The following is an 18135-nucleotide window of genomic DNA, read 5'->3' on the forward strand; positions in this document are numbered from 1 at the left end:
TTCATGTACGCTGTAAGTGAACAATACAAGGCTGCCATGAAGCAGCCGGTACAAAGCTTTCATATGAAGGGAACGATTGGAGCAGTTCCTTTTTGGGATGAAAACATCCTCTCTGGGTCTTTTTCAATTACAAATCAGTGCTCGGATGAAACAAACGTGGGGATCGGACAGGTTTATATCGGGCAGTTAAAGGCAACGTTTAATGGTCTTCATTTAGAGAAGAGAACACTTCTCGGAAAACCGATAACTCCAGTCTGTGGGCTAAAACTTGCGGACGGAAGCTACGAGGACGTGCCGCTTGGTGTGTTTTACATTGCCGAAGCAAACTGGACCTTGTCGGGAGTTGAAATCACAGCCTATGACGGGATGAGCCTGTTTGATAAGACGATTTCTCTGTCATCCTCCCAAGGGTCTATTTATGATTTTCTGCACTTGGCGTGTAACGCCTGCGGTGTGTTGATGGCGCAGAGCAAGACAGATCTTCAGTTATTCCCAAACGGCAAAGAGAATCTCGCCGTGTATGAGGACAACGACATAGAAACCTGGCGGGATCTGGTGAGCTGGACCGCTCAGGCAGCGGGTTCCTTTGCCACAATGGATCGAGAGGGAAAGCTTATCCTTCGACGGTACACAAAGGAACCGGTTGATACGATCGATTCCAGGCATCGCTATACTGGAGCGAAGTTCTCAGATTTTGAGACTCGCTACACGGGCGTCTCAAGAGTGGATATCGCAACACAGACAACGAAATACTACTGTCTTGATGCGGATGATGGCTTAACCTACAACCTCGGCGCAAACCCTCTGCTCCAGTATGGCGTTTCCGATACGCTTGAGCAGCAGACCAGGGCTGTCCTTAGTGCGCTTTCTGCAATTGATTACGTGCCAATGGAAGTGTCCATGATCGGTAACCCAGCCTATGATCTTGGAGACGTACTGGTATTTTCTGATGGGATTGCAGATGGAGACAAGCTCTACTGCATCACAAAGTACGACTGGACATATGGCGGTGAGTACAAGGTAAAAGGTGTCGGTCAGAACCCGGCACTTGCAAGCGCCAGAAGCAAGGTGGATAAGAACCTCGCGGGGCTTATGAACCGGGTCGATGGAGATGCAGTCCACTATTACGATTACCAGAATGCACAGGACATCCACATCGGGGATGGTCAGAGTGGAAAGATCATTGAATTTCATTACGTCACGACAAAAGACACTCATGTGGACTTTCATGCAGAGATCATCTATCAGCTCAATACAACAGAATCCATTCTGGAAGGTACCTTTTCCGAACAGGAAGGAATCCTGAAGGTCAGCTACGAACTAAACGGCGAGTCAATCACAGACTACTATCCTGTGGAGACCGCGTCAGACGGAACGCATCTGCTTCATCTGTTATACACCTGGAACTCTACGGCAAATATCATCGGATCCTTTCTTGTAAACATCACGATGGAAGGCGGAGAAATCGACATCGGCATGGCGCAGGCGAGGGCATATATTTCCGGTCAGGGACTTGTCGGGGATGGTGCCTGGGATGGGACGACCCAGGTGGAGGATACGCTTCCTGCAACGGATCTTCGGGAAGTGCTTCTTGGAGATTTTGAGGATTCTGTTTCTTCTGTATTCGCGGCAGCAAAAGACTTTGCACTTAACGACCAAATCAGCCATCTCGATGTCGCAGAGGTACTGTTGAGAGCATTCTCAGATGCAATCGGTCCTATTTTCCGGTTGCATCAGTTCACAGTATCCTACGCAAAGGATGTCATGGCTTATGACAGAGTCACTTATGACGGCGCAGTTTGGAAGAACGCGGATGGGGCAAGCCAGGGAACCCTGACCACGCCCGTTTGTGAAGTTTCCGCCATTATGCAGATTACATCCAAGCATTCCGGGGATGATGTCGCATACCTGGTGTCATTTGATAAAGGAAAAAGCTGGTGGACCTATGCGGATGAGTGGGTGACACCGGATTATACCCAGGATGTGTACGGCATGTTTGAGGGAACAATGCGCTCGATTACCCCTTCGGCGTGGGCGGAAAAATGCACCGGTTCCGTGATGGTGCGCGCGATTCTGACAGAGTCCGCAACCGTTACGGACATTCAGATTTATGAGGAGGAAATATCGGCATGAGAGGGATCACAACGATAGAACTTTTTAATGCAAAGACGGGAAAGCTGGAGAGGAAGGCAGAGGATCATAACCTCGTCACGGATGCGCTCCGGTACGTGATGAATATCGCGCAGAACTGCGGGGCCAATCTGGACAGCGAGGTGTTTCCGATTGCGACCAATGCTCTCGGCGGCATCCTTCTTTTTGATGGGACGCTTACGGAGGACATCCGTAACGTACATTTTCCGACAAAGGACGTGCACCTCGTAGGATATGCAGACGGCTCTACAAACACATCGGATATCCACAGAGGCTCGTTTAATGCTGCAGAATCGGGACCTGTGGAGAATGGATATAAAAGCGTCTGGGACTTCGGTACGTCACAGGCGAACGGGACGATCAAAGCGTTGGCGCGTACCAGTAATTACGCGGCTTCCAATCCGTTGATCAATTACATGGGCTACTACAGCAGCTCGTCCAATGGAAGCCCTTCCACAGACGGAAGCTGGTATCCAGTTCGATATGATGGGGAATACCTGTATATGTTTAAAAATGTCAAGGACTCGATTCGGGTATCTCGTGTCCGCAGAGCTATGCTCCACCATAACGTGTACGACTTTGCTTCCCGCGTGGAGGATTATGAAGCGGTTACGGAATTTGACACGGAGTGCTGTTCCTTCACATATGTATCGAGCAGTTCCGGAGCAACGAATTCCTATACCTATCACTGCCGGAACGAGAAGCTGTATTTTGATGGCGGGGACGGATTTCTTTACTGCGTTTATGCGGGATTTGATCCCGAAAAAGAGTCCGGCCACGTATTCAACTGGTTTACCATCAAGTATTCGGATGGCTCTTACAGCAAATCTGACATCCACACAATGACGATAGCGCCGAGAGTTTTATGCAATTATGACACGGTATCCGTCTATGACAAAACAAAGAAAACCTATGTGACGCAATATGTCAGTTACTTCAGCGATCCTTATCAGATTCGGGTTCGGAATGGCTATCTGTATGTGATTGCGGTAAACCAGAAAGAGGTGCTTAAGGTGAGTCTCAAAAATCCCGTGGATGTCAAAGCAATCCGGGTGATTGAGGACGGATCCAGTGACTATATCTACAGTTTTCAGCAGATCACCCCTTATAACGGAGGTGTTCCGCTGAACCTCTATCATTACACCAAGGACGGCTATGAATGGCGAAACGGTCTGGTGTATGAAGACGGAACTGTATTCCTCCATAACTTTAAAGGCACCCGCCGCGAGTCGGACTGGTCGGATCATTTCCAGGTATGCGGGGACCATCTGGAGTGTTTTGGCTATTATGATTCGTCCCGGATCTACCGTGGTTATGTTGCCAACTATCTCGGGACGATTGCCAACCTCTCAAGTCCTATCGAAAAGAATGCCTCACAGACGATGAAGATCACATACACGCTGCTTGATGAGGATAAGACAATGGAGGCGGGCTCATGAATTTTTTCCGGATTGCTTACAAGGGGAAATCTAAAATCCTTAAAAAGTTATGCGAGCTCTCGAACGCTCTCGTTGATGTGGTTTCTTCCTTTGATGCAGACGGGGACGGAGTTGTGGACAATGCCGCCAAGGTGAACGGACACGCGGTAGCCTGCGACGTACCTGAGAATGCAGTCTTTACGGATACGACCTACACCTTTGAACTAAGTGACAGCAAGCTCACCATCCGCTCCTCGGAAGGAACCAAACAGGTGCTGACTCTTCCGGCATCCGGATCTGGAGGCTCCAGTGGAGATGTCACAGAAGTAAGCAATCCTTCCTTCGATCACATCAAGAACGTCGCTGCGGTGACAAAGCTTGCGCTGGACGTGGATGACGGGAGGGGCTTCATTACCTATCCCGCAAACAGCGCTGTGCATTTGAAGAGATCCTCAATCACGAAGAGTGATCCTGATATCCGCTTGAAGGTCGTGGAAGTACGGCTTTCGGACGGAACCCTGTCAACGGACATGGATACCTATAACGGATTCCGCTTCTACGCCACAACAGGAAAGTGCATCATAGATAGCGAAGACAACGGAACAACCAGCTACCCGGATGCGGATCAGATCGGGCATTTCAAGTTTGCCGATGGTGTTCCCAATGATGAGACAACCCTGATGGCTTATAACCAGGCAACGCTCAAGTACAAGTACCTCATGGTATATGTGGAGGATTAAGGAAGGAGGTGATTCCATTGATCGACTTTATCTTGAAATACTGGATCCAGGAGCTCTTTGCCCTGATCCTCGCCGTTCTCACCTGGCTCTGGCGGACGCTTCTCCGGCGAAAACAGGAGAACGACGAAATCAAAGATGGAATGATGGCATTGCTGCACGACCGTATTTATCAGGCCTGCAGCTTTTTTATTGCCCGGGGATGGTGCTCTCCGGAGGACCGGAGCAACCTAGAGTACCTGTACAAGCCATACAAGGCCCTTGGTGGAAATGGTACCGGAGAGTCCCTGTATAAGAAGTGTCTGGAACTGCCGCTTACGGCAGACAGAAATAAAAAGAAGGAGGAATGACTTATGGACTTTGGAATTGCAAGTGTGGCAGCAATCACAGTGATCGCCTACCTTGTCGGCATCGGCTGCAAGGCAGCTGGCTCTGTGAAGGATGAGCTGATCCCAGTAATCTGCGGATGCGTCGGTGCGGCGCTCGGCATTGCGGGACTGTATCTCATGCCGGACTTCCCGGCAACAGATGTGATCAACGCTCTGGCTGTCGGTATTGTGTCCGGTCTTGCAGCGACTGGTGTAAACCAGATCTACAAGCAGCTCACCAAGACAGATGCGTGAGAGGAGGTGATCCTCGTATCTCGGAAGCTCCTTCCGTTAAGGGAGCAATGTAATTCACGGCTCTTCGGGCTTCAAAACCCGGAGGGCTTTTTGATTTGCAGGAAATAGAAGTTTGATTGGGAGGAGAAAATCATGAGTAAAACAGAATCTGCCATCCAGTGGATGGAAAATCATGCAAATGACAATCGATACGGCTATGACCAGAGGTATCGCTGGGGAGAGAAGGGAGACTTTGACTGCTCCTCGGCAGTGATCTCGGCATGGCAGGCAGCCGGTGTTCCTGTGAAGACAAGGGGTGCTACCTATACTGGCAACATGCTTTCCGTCTTCTTGTCCTGTGGCTTTGAGGACGTAACCGGCACGGTGAACCTTGCAACCGGAGCAGGCCTTAGACGCGGCGATGTCCTTTTAAACACCGCGCACCACACCGCGATGTACTGCGGAAATGGAAGAGAGGTCGAGGCATCCATCAATGAGAAGGGAACCGCAGTTGGTGGCGCTCCCGGTGACCAGACAGGACGTGAGTTTCTGATCCGTTCGTATCGGAACTTCCCTTGGAACCATGTGCTTCGCTACAAGGAGAATACCGCGACGAAGTCCATCACCGAGGTGGCAAAGGAAGTGATCGCCGGGAAGTGGGGGAATGGCTCTGACAGGAGAAGACGCCTTGCTTCTTCCGGCTATGATGCCTCCGCTGTGCAGGCGAAGGTGAACGAACTGCTTCACGAAAAGGCTAAGCCGCAGGCGGTTTACTACACCGTGCAGCGAGGAGACACCCTCTCCGGAATTGCCAGAAGGTATGGAACCAGCGTATCCGCCATCCAGAAGCTGAACGCATCCCTGATCAAAAATGTGAACCTGATCCGGGTGGGATGGAAGATTCGGGTGAAGTAACCGAAGATATAGTGCCTGCATTACCCCGTAGATCTACCAATTTCTGCCCTTTTGTGAAGGGTCAGGTTTGGTGGTTTCTGCGGGGTTTATTCGTTGCTATAAACAGGTTTTAGAGTGATGAATAGACCAGAAAGGAGACGTGCAAACATGGAATACACAATCATTACCGATAAGAAAAAAATCATCAAACGGCTGATGGATCTTACCGGACAAAAATCAAAGTATCTCGGAATTCCGAGCATGGCCTACCAGGTCGGGAAATACACGGTGGACAGCAACATGGTTTTGTCCTTTGAAGAGGATGCGTATAATGTGGTTCCAACTCTTGCGAGGGAGAGGATGATCCACACAGGTGAGGAACCTGAGGAAGAAGTGATCCTGCCTCCGGTAAATGTTAAGAAACAACAGAAGGAACGCATTCTGCAGGAGGCAGTAAAAGAGCCGGAAAAAACTACAATAGGGATCGCTGTGCCGCTCAACCAGCACACCGGAAACAGCCTGCTAAGGCTAATCCACCTGATCCGCGCACACCAGACCGTCATGAACCGAGCTACGCTTGGACACTTTTCCATCGACGATGATTTCATTGCATGGATCAACATGCAGGATGAGGCGGTATATGGAGTCCGGAATTTCATCAAGGCTGTGGAAACCTATGAGGAAGAGCACGGACAAGTGATACAGGGGCTTACGGTAAAAGGAGACATGCTGATCTACACCGGATACGGAGACGTTGATCTTCATGCCTGCCAAACTCTAACCGCTTTTATTAACGCAGCAGCAATTAACCAAAAATCGGCAAGCAGTTTTGAAAACCGAAATGGAAGCGACAAGTTCATCTTCCGGAGCTGGCTGGTGCGTCTTGGGATGACAGGACCGGAGTATAAAGAGGATCGAAAACAGCTGTATCGTCATCTTACCGGATACACCGGCTTTCCTACGAAGGAGAAGTATGATGCCTGGAAAGAGGACGCCATGCCAAAGATCCTCGAGAGGACGAGAAAAAACCGGGAAGCATTAAGGACTGAAAGACAGCGTAGAAGAGAGGAGGCTATGTGATGGGTGAGATAACTGTATTACCGGCAACCAAGAAATTCTTCCAGACTGCCGATACCCTGGAGCGATCCAGAGGTGTCCGCGTAGCTGCCTACTGTAGGGTTTCCACAGACGAACAAGATCAGGAAAACTCCTATCAGAACCAGGTGGCCTACTATAAGCAGTATATTGCAGATCAGAGAGACTGGATCTTTGCGGGGATTTATGCAGATGATGGTATCTCCGGCATGAGCACCAAGGGAAGAGACGGCTTCAAGCAGATGATCGCGGACGCAAAGGCGGGTATGTTCGACTACATCATCACAAAGTCCATCTCCCGCTTTACCAGAAACACGGTGGATGGATTAACCATTGTGAATGAACTTCTGCATCAGGATCCGCCGGTCGGGGTCTACTTCCAGAAGGAAAATCTGGACACCATGCAGAAGGGCGTTGAGTTTCTGCTCACGATCATGACCGGCATTGCTCAGAGTGAGAGCGACTCCACAGGGGAAAACATCACCTGGACCATCCGCAGAAAGTTTGCTGCTGGAGATCCGTTGGTTAACCCGAACCGAATCTACGGATATCGGAAAGGCGAAGATGGAAGCTGGGAGATTGATCCAAAGCAGGGGGAAGCCATTCGCTTTATCTATGAGAAATACCGGGAGGGCTGGGCATCCAGGGACATCGCAAAAGACCTGATGGATAGAGGCGTTCCGGCACCGGGTGGGAAGATTTGGTATCCGTCTACCGTAATCCAGCTGATGAAGAACGAGAAGTACAAGGGCGATGTCCAGATGCAAAAGACGATCACCGTTGACCGGAAGAACAAGATCTGCAAGAAGAATGAAGGAGAAGCGAAATCCTACTACATCAAGGATCATCATGTGCCGCTGGTTTCCCGGGAGCTCTGGGAGGAATGCAACCAGATCACAAAAGACAGAGAAGCGGCAAAACTTGAGAACTTTAAAAAGAACCGGGCAAAGCCACCGTTTAAACTGTTGAATCTTTTACACAACAAAGACTATTACAAATCTCGTAATGAACGGTCAGTACAGAACTATGAAGACGAGCGGGGAGAAGGGCATTACTACTTCCGGCGAGAATTTATAAGAAGACACAGCAACGAAGAAAAATGGTATGAGTTTGCACTGGAGCAGAGCTTCATGGAAATGCTCTACACCTGCAAGGAAGATGACGAGACCTATGGAGACGGATCCGACATTGCGATGGACTTCAACGAGAAGTACGATGAAGCGAAACTGAATAAAGCCCCGCAGAAAGAGCTGGAAAAGATGATGGAAGAGTATCAAAACTTCCTGAAGGCGCTCTCGGAGTTACCGACTATCACAAAGACCGGAAGACCACTCATGGTCAACGGAGTCAACGCGCAGGGAACATTGATGCGGACCGTGGAAGGGTACATCATCCCCGGAGCCTACTCCATGGTCAAGCATGGCAGGATCAATGTAACGGATGACAAGATCCAGAAAACCCCGGACATCTTAACCTTTGATAGAGCCTTTGCAGAGCGGTACTTTACGAAGATGGACCTGATCGGCGATGAGGCAGAGTACACCACAAGGTTCGGTGTCAAACTGAAGAGCATTAGGAATCAGCGAACCCTGAATGCATTCATGGGATACCGAAAGTTCGATGAGCAGGGCAACGCCTCCCTGGTGATGGAAGAGTATCAGGTGGTTCTGGATAAGCCGATGTTCAGGGAGAAGTGACCGGAATTCAACACACCTCTTTCAAGCCCTGTGGAAATTGGAAGAGTTAGACAACTTAGCTTTAAATTTTCAGATTTTCCTGATATAATAAAGTCAGGGTAGTATATACAAATCAAGAAAGAACGGCGGTGGCTTGAACAAAGATTTAGACTTTGAAGGAAAGCATAAAGAAGATCTGGAGCGTCTTCACAATTTGCGCTTACTCGATGATGACTTCATGACGAAAGTCTTTGAGGACACAAAGTGTGCAGAATTTCTGCTCCAAATTATTCTGAAACGTGATGATCTGAAGGTCACAAAATCCACCAGCCAGTATGGGATAAAAAACCTTCAGGGACGCTCCGTCAGACTTGATATTCTGGCGGTCGACCAAAAGAATCATGTGTACAACATCGAGATCCAACGCAGTGATCATGGCGCAGGAGTTAAGAGAGCCAGATACAACAGCAGCCTGATCGATGCAAACGTAACAGAACCTGGAGAACAATATGAAGCGCTCAATGAAAGTTATGTAATCTTCATCACGGAAAACGATGTGCTGGGGAAGAGCCTTCCGATTTATCACATTGAGCGAACGGTCACGGAAACCGGAGAGCCCTTTGGAGATGAAGAGCATATTGTCTATGTGAACTCACAGATTAAAGATGAAACTTCTCTCGGAAAGCTGATGCACGATTTCGCTTGTATAGAGGCGAAGGATATGTACTATCCGGTGCTGGCTGATCGGGTTAGATATTTTAAAGAAGACGAGAAAGGAGTGACGGTTATGTGCAAGGCTATGGAAGATATGAGAAATGAAGCTGCTAGAGAATCTGCTAGAGAAAATACACTGCAAATAGCTAACAATATGCTAGGTATGAAGAAATTCACCTACGAAGACATTGCAAGAGCAACCGGATTGACTGTAGATGAGATTAAGGAGCTGGACTCAAAGAAGTCCGCTTGATGTTTTTGGCCGACAAGGTCACCTTGATGGCAATCCCCTTAAGGCGGGGTGTGGTTAGGCCATGCCCCTATTTGTAATATCATCTATGAGCAGGGAGTGGCGGCTATGTGTAAGGCTATGGAAGATATGATCGCTGAAGCAAGAGCTGAAGGAAGAGCTGAAGGCAAAGCTGAAGGAAGAGTCGTAGGAAGAGCTGAAGGTTCAAAAGAAAACGCCATTAGTGTAGCTCGTAAAATGCTTAAGACTGAAAGGTTTAGCCATGAGGAGATTGCAGATTTTTCAGGACTAACCGTTGATGAAGTAAAGAAACTGGCAACCAAACAGCCTGCATAACAAATTGAATCAGCTTCTCTAAGGAAGATCCCTTCTGTGGGGTCTTCTTTTTTTTGTCCTTTTCGAATGAGTTTCTTCTTTATTATATATACACATTTCGAGCGACCTGCTGCCACCTTCTGGGCAGAGGAATTTAGTCTCACCTCCCAGAGTCGCTCCATCATTCTTAAGTCCCATAATCAGGAACGAGTTTCTTCCTTATTATATGTAGTCCATAATCAAGCTCATAATCAGACTCATAATCACGATAGGGGTGATTATGACTTATAGACTATAGTGCCTATCTATCTCTTTTTCAAAATTTCCTATTCCCGGGCATTTCTGCCGATTCCCACGATCCTTCGCTCATATCGTGGTAATACCCCTTAATCAATCAATATCTAGTAGTCACATGTATTCCGTACCGCAATATATAGCGATGAACCGATTCGTGGGGTGCCTTTTCTTCACTGAGCTTAACAATCGCTTGCTTATGATTGTTTGTATTCCATGCTCCGGCATTCATTCACGGGTTGGTCAGCGATTGACAGGCGAGAGAATGATTAGACCCGCGGGGGAATGGAAGAGTAGGGACTGGGGGTCATATGGCATTCATTCACAGGAAGTTTGGAAGACTTCCTGTGAATAAAACGAAGATGAGGGATAGAATGCTAACCCAAAGAATAGCATAAATTTAAGGAGAAGAGTAGATGATTAGTGAAAAGATCCGCGAGGAGTATCAAAGATGGTGTCAGAAAGCAACGATAGATGCGGATCTGATTCCTGAATTAAAGAATCTAAACGAAGCAGGTATCGAGGACGCATTTTACAAGAATCTTGCGTTTGGTACCGGCGGTTTACGAGGCACGATCGGGGCAGGTACAAACCGGATGAATGTCTATACGGTTGCAAAAGCCACACAGGGTCTCAGTAATTATCTTCTTCGTAAATATGGTACAACGGCATCAGTCGTAATAGGTTATGATTCCCGTATTAAATCAGATGTGTTTGCTAAGGTGGCAGCATCTGTCTTCTCATCGAATCACATTTCTGTTCATATTTGGCCAAGGCTGAATCCGGTTCCGACGGTTTCATACGCTATACGGTATTTACATACATCAGCAGGAGTGATGATCACCGCTTCCCACAATCCTTCCAAGTATAACGGTTACAAGGTGTATGGAGAGGATGGTTGCCAGATCACTACGGAAGCAGCGGCAGAGATCCTAAAAGAGATCGAAGCAGTTGAAGTTTTTGATGTGCGGATTCCGGAATTCAAGGTAGAAGGCAATATTACTTATATCCCGGATAAAGTACTGACATCTTTTATTGAAGAGGTAAAGAAACAGTCAGTTGTAAAGGAAGATATCGACCGGAATGTTGCCATCGTTTACAGCCCACTGAATGGCACAGGGCTGATCCCAGTAACGCAGATATTAAAGGAGTCAGTGTTTACCAATATTACTGTTGTGAAGGAACAGGAACAACCGGATGGAAACTTTCCAACTTGTCCGTATCCGAACCCGGAAATTCGCGAGGCGATGCAGCTGGGGCTTCAGTACTGCAAGAGAGTTGGAGCAGATCTGATGCTGGCAACTGATCCTGACTGCGATCGCTGCGGCATTGCGGTAAGAAACAGCCAAGGTGAGTACCAGCTTTTAACTGGTAACGAAACAGGACTCCTGCTCCTTGACTTTATCTGCAGTCAGCGGATCAAGAACGGAACGATGCCGGAGAATCCGGTGATGATCAAGACCATTGTTACCTCTGATATGGGAAAGCAGATCGCGGATCACTATGGTGTGAGAACGATTGATGTCCTGACAGGGTTCAAGTTCATCGGTGAACAGATCGGTCTCCTGGAGAAACAGGAACATGAGAATGATTACATCTTCGGCTTTGAGGAATCCTACGGATATCTGACTGGCGGTTATGTCCGCGACAAGGATGCTGTAGATGCGGCGTTCATGATCTGCGAGATGTTCGCATATTACAAGACACATGGGATCTCTCTTCTGGATAAGCTGGATGAGCTCTACCAGACTTATGGATATAGGCTTAACACACTTCATTCCTATGAGTTCGATGGTTCTGTAGGCTTTGAAAAGATGCAGGAGATCATGAAGAAGTTCCACCAGGGGATGACAGATTTCGGAGGTAGAAAGGTAGAAACCACACTGGACTACAGTCAGGGACTGAACGGACTTCCGAAGTCAGATGTTCTGAAATATTTGATCGAGGGGAACAGCTCGGTGGTAGTTCGTCCTTCTGGAACAGAGCCAAAGCTCAAGGTTTACATTTCCATCTCTGCGGACTCTATGGAGACAGCAAAGGCTGAAGAACATAAGATCGCTGACCAGATGACAGAATACATGCAGTAAGGGGAGATAAAGCCGTGAATATCATTTTACTTTCAGGCGGATCCGGCAAAAGACTGTGGCCGTTATCCAATGACGTAAGAAGCAAGCAGTTCATAAAGCTCTTCAAGGATGAAGATGGAAACTATGAATCCATGGTTCAGAGAGTTTTCCGTCAGATCTCGCGAGTAGATAAGGATGCTAAGGTTACGATCGCAACATCTAAATCACAGGTTGCTGCTATCCATAATCAACTTGGTGATTCTGTGTCTGTCTGTGTTGAGCCGATGAGAAGAGATACTTTTCCGGCAATCGCACTGGCTGCAACTTATCTGCATGATGAACTGAATGTAAGTGATGATGAAGCAGTTGTAGTCTGCCCGGTCGATCCGTATGTGGATGATTCCTACTATGAGGCGGTAGCAAAACTCGGAACACTGGCTGAGAAGAATGCAGCGGACTTGACTCTGATGGGCATCCAGCCAACCTACCCTTCCGAGAAGTACGGATACATTATTCCAGAGACTAAGGATGAGGTTTCCAGGGTTAAAGAATTTAAGGAAAAGCCGGATAAGGAGACCGCACAGAAGTATCTGGATCAGGGCGCTGTATGGAACGCGGGCGTATTCGCGTTTAAACTCAGCTATCTTGTTGAGAAGGCACATAGTATGCTGGACTTCAAGGATTACCGTGATTTGTATGCTAAATACAGCCAGTGCCCGAAGATCTCCTTTGATTATGCTGTTGTTGAGAAGGAATCTTCCATTCAGATGATGCGTTATGCCGGAGAGTGGAAAGATGTCGGCACCTGGAACACGATGTCTGAAGTTATGGCGGATCCAGTCAAAGGTGAGGCAACGGTTGATGAGACTTGTGAGAATGTCAACATCATCAACGAGCTGGATATACCGATCCTCGTCATGGGTGAAAAGAACATGGTAGTTGCTGCATCCGGTGATGGGATTCTTGTTGCTGATAAGGAACGATCCGGCTACATGAAACCGTATGTGGAGAAGATTTCCACTGAGGCAAAATACATCGAGAAGTCATGGGGATCCTATAACGTTTTGGATGCTGGAGAAGGCTATCGTCTACTTAAAGTTAAACTCAACGCTGGAAGACGGATGTCTTATCACAGCCATGAGTTAAGAGATGAGTCCATCACAATTCTCAGTGGTTATGGAAAGACTGTCATCGATGGCATGGAACAAATCGTCCGTCCTGGTGACATCGTTACCATGGCAGCTGGATGTAAACACACGCTCATTGCTGAGACCGAAATCATTGCACTGGAAACACAGGTGGGAGAAGAGATCACTTTCAATGATAAAAAGAAATATCCGCTTGATAGCAGGTTTGTGGAAGGAAGTATTTAATGTCACCTATTTTGCTGGCACCGTCAGGGAAGGATTATCTCTGGGGCGGCAACCGATTGAAAACAGAATATGGAAAAGACATTGAATTAACTCCACTGGCAGAGACATGGGAATGTTCAGTACATCCAAACGGACCATGTTATGCAATCTCAGGAGAGTATAGGGGAATGTCGCTTGCTGAGATCATCCAGATGCACCCGGAGTATGTGGGGCACAAGAATAACCAAATTCCTGTACTCATTAAATTCATTGATGCGGCAAAGGATCTTTCCGTTCAAGTGCATCCTTCTGATGAGTATGCCAGAGAACATGAAAACGGACAAAACGGCAAGACGGAAATGTGGTATGTGCTCGAAGCAAAAGAAGGCGCAAAGCTCGTTTGGGGATTTGAGCACAAAGTTACAAAAGAAATCTTAGAGAAGGATATCACAGACGGAACTCTGCAGAATGATCTTCACTATGTTCCGGTTCATAAAGGCGATGTGTTTCTCATCGAGTCCGGAACGGTTCATGCGATTGGAGAGGGAATCCTTCTTGCGGAGATTCAGGAGAATTCCGATCTAACCTATCGACTATATGACTACAACCGGAAAGATAAGAATGGAAACCTCAGAGAGCTACATTTTGGCAAGGCGGTGCAGGTTCTCAATATGAATCCCATCGGAGATACAAGCCAAAAACCACGCTATGTCCGGTATTTCTACGGATGCTCCAGAGAGATGCTTTGCCGGTGCAAATATTTTGAAACAGAAAAAATTCAGGTGACTAAGGGCTTTTCCTTCTCTGTAATGAATAACTCTTTCCAAGTACTTCTTTGTACAGATGGAGAGGGGGGACTCGAAACAGATGGAGGCAATCGACCTCTGCGATTCAAGAAGGGTAGCTGCATATTCCTTCCCGCAGGACTTGGAAGATGCCATGTGATTGGGAGTTGTGAGCTGCTGAAGATCAGGTGCTAATCGTAATATTTTAGTTCACTTGAGAATGGAAATTTGCGAATTTTAATAAAAAGGGAAGTTTATTAATGAACATAGCAATGGTCGGCCATAAGCGAATGCCGAGTCGGGAAGGTGGAATTGAAATTGTAGTAGAAGCTTTAGCTACGAGAATGGTGAGTCTTGGTAACAATGTTACTGTCTACAATAGATCAGGTCACCATGTCGCCGGTGAGAAATATGATGCGCAAAAGCTAACTGAGTACAAGGGGGTGAACATCAAGTATGTTCCAACCATTGAGAAGAGAGGATTGGCAGCGGTCTCCTCTTCATTTTTTGGATGCTTATTCGCAGGAATTGGTAAGTATGACGTTGTGCACATTCACGCAGAAGGTCCTGCACACTTTTCGTGGCTTGTGAAGTTCCTAAGTGGTGGCAGGAAGAGAGTGGTTGTCACAATCCATGGACTTGACTGGGCGAGAGCTAAATGGGGACGATTCGCTTCTTGGTATATAAAAGGTGGAGAAAAGAACGCAGTAAAGTATGCTGATGAAATTATCGTACTAAGCAAAGCCGTACAGGACTATTTTATAACGACTTATGGTCGAAAAACGGTTTTTGTTCCCAATGGAGTTGAAAGAACGGGGATAACTGAAGCAAAAGAGATTACAAAGCAGTGGGGATTGAGTAAAGATTCCTATATTTTGTTTGTAGGCCGCTTGGTACCTGAGAAAGGTATAAAATACTTACTTCAGGCGTGGAAGAATGTGAAGACGGACAAGAAACTGGTACTTGCTGGGATGCCTTCAGACTCTGAGGAGTTCGCTGAAGAAATAAAAAGCTTAGCTGATAATAGAGTTGTGTTCACAGGATTTGTTACTGGACGATCGCTAAAGGAGCTATATAGTAATAGCTATTTATATGTTCTTCCATCAGATCTCGAGGGAATGCCGCTGACACTTCTTGAAGCAATGAGCTATGGGAATTGTTGCCTGACTTCTGATATTAAGGAATGTACTGAGGTTACTGGTGATAAGGCGGTAACCTTTAAGAAATCAAATGTGGAGGACCTGAGGGAGAAGTTACAAAAGCTGGTTGATTCACCGACAGATGTAGAGAAGTACAAATCTACAGCTGCCGATTTTATTTGCAGTAAGTACAACTGGGATGATGTTGTAAATAGAACATTAAAGCTTTATGAGGAGAACAGTTAATCATGGCAGATAAGAAAGTCGCTACAGGAAATCAGAAGTTGAATGGTACAGTTATTGTTACATACCGTTGTAATGCACGCTGCACAATGTGCAATAGATATAAGGCTCCTTCCAAACCGGAGGAGGAGATCAGCATTGAGACGATCAAGAAGCTTCCGAAGATGTATTTCACAAATATCACAGGTGGAGAGCCGTTCATCAGGACTGACTTGAAAGATATCGTTCGTGAGCTTTACAAGAAGTCTGATCGTATCGTTATTTCTACGAACGGTTTCTTCACAGACCGTATTATCGACTTAGCTAAGGAGTTCCCGCAGATTGGGATTCGTATCTCTATTGAAGGACTTGAGCAGACAAACAATGAAATTCGTGGACTCCAGGATGGCTACAACCGTGGATACACAACACTTAAGAAACTCCGTGAGATGGGAATGAAGGATGTTGGATTTGGTATGACCGTTCAGGACAAAAATGCCAAGGATCTGGTCCCTCTCTATGAGCTTTCTAATAAGATGGGGATGGAGTTCGCGACAGCATCTCTTCATAACTCATTTTACTTTGTAGAAGCAAAGAATATCATTAATGATCGTCCGATGGTTGCGAAGAATTTCGAGAACCTGATCAACGAACTTCTGAGATCCAACAGTCCGAAGAAGTGGTATAGGGCTTATTTCAACCACGGCCTTATTAATTACATTTATGGACAGCCAAGATTGCTTCCATGTGATATGAGTTTTGATACATTCTTTATCGATCCTTACGGTGATGTTATGCCCTGTAACGGAACTAAAGATAAGGAAGTGATGGGTAATCTTAACGAGCAGACCTGGGATGAACTTTGGAACAGCAAGCAGGCTGATGAAGTCCGCAATAAGGTACGTCACTGCGACAGAAACTGCTGGATGATTGGATCCGTCTCCCCGGCTATGCACAAGTATATCCAGGTACCTACTGCTTGGGTTATTAAGCACAAGGCTAAGGCACTGTTCAGTAAGCACCCTTATAGCATGTATGAGAATAAGATTGTCAGAGATTACCGTGATGGTAAGGTGACCAAGGAAGAACTTGATAAGCTTAGCACCTGTGATATGAATGCAGTTGTTAATAACGGACTAAGTGAAGCGTCGAAAGAACAGTTGAAGCACAAGACCGGTGAAGAGATTGTCGATGCTGATATCGCTAGTCAGATGGAGAAGAAGTGTAAACGGTAAACCGCCAGTACCTGTTGTACCTAGCTAGCCTTTGCGATAATGGAGTCGAATAAATCTAAGGTTTTTTCGACTTCTCCAAAGGAGGCTTGGTATTGATGGACAAGATCACATCCGACGTTCGCCGTCAACAATGGCTTGATATCATTCAGGCCTGTAATGCCAGTGGTCTTACAAAAAAGGCCTGGTGTGAACAGAATGGTATCAACATTAAAAGCTTCTATTACTGGCAGCGACAGTTGAGACATGAAACTTATGATGTACAATCTGCCGCTCTGTCTCCGGAACCCGAGGTTACTTTTGCAGAGATTGCCGTTCCATCATCTCCCAAAAACATTGTCGATCAGACGATGACGGATTCGGCAACAAGTTTTTGTCCGGATGCTGTCATTCGAACCGGTACCTTGACAATCGAAGTATCGAATCATGCATCCAGAGAGGTACTCTCACTTATCCGATCGGTGATGAAATATGCTACGTGATCTTTCCAATCTGCAAAAAATCTATATTGCCTGTGGACGCACAGATCTTCGTAAAGGCATTGATGGCCTTGCAACACTCGTCAAGGAACAGTTTCAGCTGGACCCTTTTCAAAAGGATGTGCTCTTTCTGTTTTGTGGCACTAGAAAGGATCGATTCAAGGCACTTGTCTGGGAAGGGGACGGTTTTCTGCTTCTGTATAAAAGATTAGAAGTTGGAGGTTTCAAGTGGCCTCGTAATACCAAAGAACTTGCGGAGATTTCACCAGAACAGTTTCGCTGTCTGCTCGATGGCTTTGTTGTGATTGACACATCGACCATTCAAACAGATTTGCAGCCCACAGACCTCCTCTAATCTTTGTGCAAAACAGAGAAAATAAAAAAATATTTTCCAGTCTGTCGGTGGATAACTTTTCTTAAAAAAATCGGATTGTTGATAACACCTGCCATCGATTGCGGATCAGAAGAATAGCTTCCTGAAACACCGATCCTTATAAAAAAACGCGCTGTTTTTCCGAGACTTATTCAACCGGATGTCGCAAATTGGATAAGTTATCCACAGTCATAATGACGAATGTTTTTCTACCCGCATTGGCGTTGTTTCTCCTTCTTCGGTATAATAAAGACATCGAAAGTGAGGAAGAAAAAATGCCAGGCCATTATTCAAAGGAAGAATTAAATCAGCTGGATAAACAATCGCTGATCCTATTGGTT

17 protein-coding genes are annotated in these 18135 nt (G+C 46.6%); all 17 read left to right on the top strand.

Annotation, left to right across the window (positions count from 1 at the left end):
* The first annotated feature begins 3 nt into the window (after nucleotides 1-3).
* The 17 genes from ACTQZS_RS11275 to tnpB all read left to right on the top strand — a co-directional run bounded on the left by ACTQZS_RS11275 (nucleotide 4) and on the right by tnpB (nucleotide 17776).
* Complete coding sequence (locus ACTQZS_RS11275) at nucleotides 4-2133, top strand: hypothetical protein (protein WP_441475887.1); 2130 nt, start codon at nucleotides 4-6, stop codon at nucleotides 2131-2133.
* On the top strand, nucleotides 2130-3590 hold the full coding sequence (locus tag ACTQZS_RS11280) for a hypothetical protein (protein WP_441475888.1): 1461 nt from the start codon (nucleotides 2130-2132) through the stop codon (nucleotides 3588-3590). Before ACTQZS_RS11275 ends, ACTQZS_RS11280 begins: the two co-directional genes overlap by 4 nt.
* On the top strand, nucleotides 3587-4309 hold the full coding sequence (locus ACTQZS_RS11285) for a hypothetical protein (RefSeq protein ID WP_441475889.1): 723 nt from the start codon (nucleotides 3587-3589) through the stop codon (nucleotides 4307-4309). The genes ACTQZS_RS11280 and ACTQZS_RS11285 overlap by 4 nt, the downstream gene beginning before the upstream one ends.
* A gap of 17 nt (nucleotides 4310-4326) precedes the next feature.
* Nucleotides 4327-4656, top strand: a complete 330-nt coding sequence (locus ACTQZS_RS11290; protein ID WP_441475890.1) for a hypothetical protein — start codon at nucleotides 4327-4329, stop codon at nucleotides 4654-4656.
* 3 nt (nucleotides 4657-4659) lie between these two features.
* Nucleotides 4660-4929 carry a phage holin family protein gene (locus tag ACTQZS_RS11295; RefSeq protein WP_441475891.1) on the top strand — a complete coding sequence of 90 codons (270 nt, stop codon included), beginning with the start codon at nucleotides 4660-4662 and terminating at the stop codon, nucleotides 4927-4929.
* Nucleotides 4930-5061: 132 nt separating this feature from the next.
* The gene (locus tag ACTQZS_RS11300; protein ID WP_441475892.1) at nucleotides 5062-5823 is read left to right on the top strand and encodes a LysM peptidoglycan-binding domain-containing protein; all 762 of its coding nucleotides are present in this window, start codon (nucleotides 5062-5064) and stop codon (nucleotides 5821-5823) included.
* Between the two features lie 147 nt (nucleotides 5824-5970).
* Nucleotides 5971-6882, top strand: coding sequence for a hypothetical protein (locus tag ACTQZS_RS11305; protein ID WP_441475893.1), 912 nt, complete (start codon nucleotides 5971-5973; stop codon nucleotides 6880-6882).
* A complete protein-coding gene (locus tag ACTQZS_RS11310) occupies nucleotides 6882-8594 on the top strand; it encodes a recombinase family protein (RefSeq protein WP_441475894.1) in 1713 nt (570 codons plus the stop codon). Before ACTQZS_RS11305 ends, ACTQZS_RS11310 begins: the two co-directional genes overlap by 1 nt.
* A 133-nt stretch (nucleotides 8595-8727) precedes the next feature.
* Nucleotides 8728-9540, top strand: coding sequence for a PD-(D/E)XK nuclease family transposase (locus ACTQZS_RS11315; protein WP_441475895.1), 813 nt, complete (start codon nucleotides 8728-8730; stop codon nucleotides 9538-9540).
* Between the two features lie 105 nt (nucleotides 9541-9645).
* Nucleotides 9646-9873 (top strand): hypothetical protein, encoded by a 228-nt coding sequence (locus ACTQZS_RS11320; RefSeq protein ID WP_441475896.1) that lies wholly within the window; start codon nucleotides 9646-9648, stop codon nucleotides 9871-9873.
* A 692-nt stretch (nucleotides 9874-10565) separates the two neighbouring features.
* A complete protein-coding gene (locus tag ACTQZS_RS11325; protein ID WP_441475904.1) occupies nucleotides 10566-12233 on the top strand; it encodes a phospho-sugar mutase in 1668 nt (555 codons plus the stop codon).
* 14 nt (nucleotides 12234-12247) lie between these two features.
* Nucleotides 12248-13585 carry a sugar phosphate nucleotidyltransferase gene (locus ACTQZS_RS11330; protein ID WP_441475897.1) on the top strand — a complete coding sequence of 446 codons (1338 nt, stop codon included), beginning with the start codon at nucleotides 12248-12250 and terminating at the stop codon, nucleotides 13583-13585.
* On the top strand, nucleotides 13585-14544 hold the full coding sequence (locus ACTQZS_RS11335; RefSeq protein ID WP_441475898.1) for a type I phosphomannose isomerase catalytic subunit: 960 nt from the start codon (nucleotides 13585-13587) through the stop codon (nucleotides 14542-14544). The genes ACTQZS_RS11330 and ACTQZS_RS11335 overlap by 1 nt, the downstream gene beginning before the upstream one ends.
* Before the next feature lie 65 nt (nucleotides 14545-14609).
* Nucleotides 14610-15734: a glycosyltransferase family 4 protein gene (locus tag ACTQZS_RS11340; protein WP_441475899.1), complete on the top strand. Its 1125-nt coding sequence runs from the start codon at nucleotides 14610-14612 to the stop codon at nucleotides 15732-15734.
* Between the two features lie 2 nt (nucleotides 15735-15736).
* A complete protein-coding gene (locus tag ACTQZS_RS11345) occupies nucleotides 15737-16945 on the top strand; it encodes a radical SAM protein (RefSeq protein WP_441475900.1) in 1209 nt (402 codons plus the stop codon).
* Nucleotides 16946-17040: 95 nt separating this feature from the next.
* On the top strand, nucleotides 17041-17424 hold the full coding sequence (tnpA, locus tag ACTQZS_RS11350; protein ID WP_441475901.1) for an IS66 family insertion sequence element accessory protein TnpA: 384 nt from the start codon (nucleotides 17041-17043) through the stop codon (nucleotides 17422-17424).
* A complete protein-coding gene (gene tnpB, locus ACTQZS_RS11355) occupies nucleotides 17414-17776 on the top strand; it encodes an IS66 family insertion sequence element accessory protein TnpB (RefSeq protein ID WP_441475902.1) in 363 nt (120 codons plus the stop codon). Before tnpA ends, tnpB begins: the two co-directional genes overlap by 11 nt.
* Nucleotides 17777-18135 lie beyond the last annotated feature (359 nt).

Origin of the sequence: Bilifractor sp. LCP19S3_H10 (genome assembly GCF_052119185.1) — a bacterium.
Taxonomy (GTDB): Bacteria; Bacillota; Clostridia; order Lachnospirales; family Lachnospiraceae; genus Bilifractor.

Coding starts and splice junctions, on each gene's coding strand:
- ACTQZS_RS11275 (WP_441475887.1), top strand. CDS start 4: ATGTACGCTGTAAGTGAACAATACAAGGCTGCCATGAAGCAGCCGGTA.
- ACTQZS_RS11280 (WP_441475888.1), top strand. CDS start 2,130: ATGAGAGGGATCACAACGATAGAACTTTTTAATGCAAAGACGGGAAAG.
- ACTQZS_RS11285 (WP_441475889.1), top strand. CDS start 3,587: ATGAATTTTTTCCGGATTGCTTACAAGGGGAAATCTAAAATCCTTAAA.
- ACTQZS_RS11295 (WP_441475891.1), top strand. CDS start 4,660: ATGGACTTTGGAATTGCAAGTGTGGCAGCAATCACAGTGATCGCCTAC.
- ACTQZS_RS11300 (WP_441475892.1), top strand. CDS start 5,062: ATGAGTAAAACAGAATCTGCCATCCAGTGGATGGAAAATCATGCAAAT.
- ACTQZS_RS11305 (WP_441475893.1), top strand. CDS start 5,971: ATGGAATACACAATCATTACCGATAAGAAAAAAATCATCAAACGGCTG.
- ACTQZS_RS11310 (WP_441475894.1), top strand. CDS start 6,882: ATGGGTGAGATAACTGTATTACCGGCAACCAAGAAATTCTTCCAGACT.
- ACTQZS_RS11320 (WP_441475896.1), top strand. CDS start 9,646: ATGTGTAAGGCTATGGAAGATATGATCGCTGAAGCAAGAGCTGAAGGA.
- ACTQZS_RS11335 (WP_441475898.1), top strand. CDS start 13,585: ATGTCACCTATTTTGCTGGCACCGTCAGGGAAGGATTATCTCTGGGGC.
- ACTQZS_RS11340 (WP_441475899.1), top strand. CDS start 14,610: ATGAACATAGCAATGGTCGGCCATAAGCGAATGCCGAGTCGGGAAGGT.
- ACTQZS_RS11345 (WP_441475900.1), top strand. CDS start 15,737: ATGGCAGATAAGAAAGTCGCTACAGGAAATCAGAAGTTGAATGGTACA.
- tnpA (WP_441475901.1), top strand. CDS start 17,041: ATGGACAAGATCACATCCGACGTTCGCCGTCAACAATGGCTTGATATC.
- tnpB (WP_441475902.1), top strand. CDS start 17,414: ATGCTACGTGATCTTTCCAATCTGCAAAAAATCTATATTGCCTGTGGA.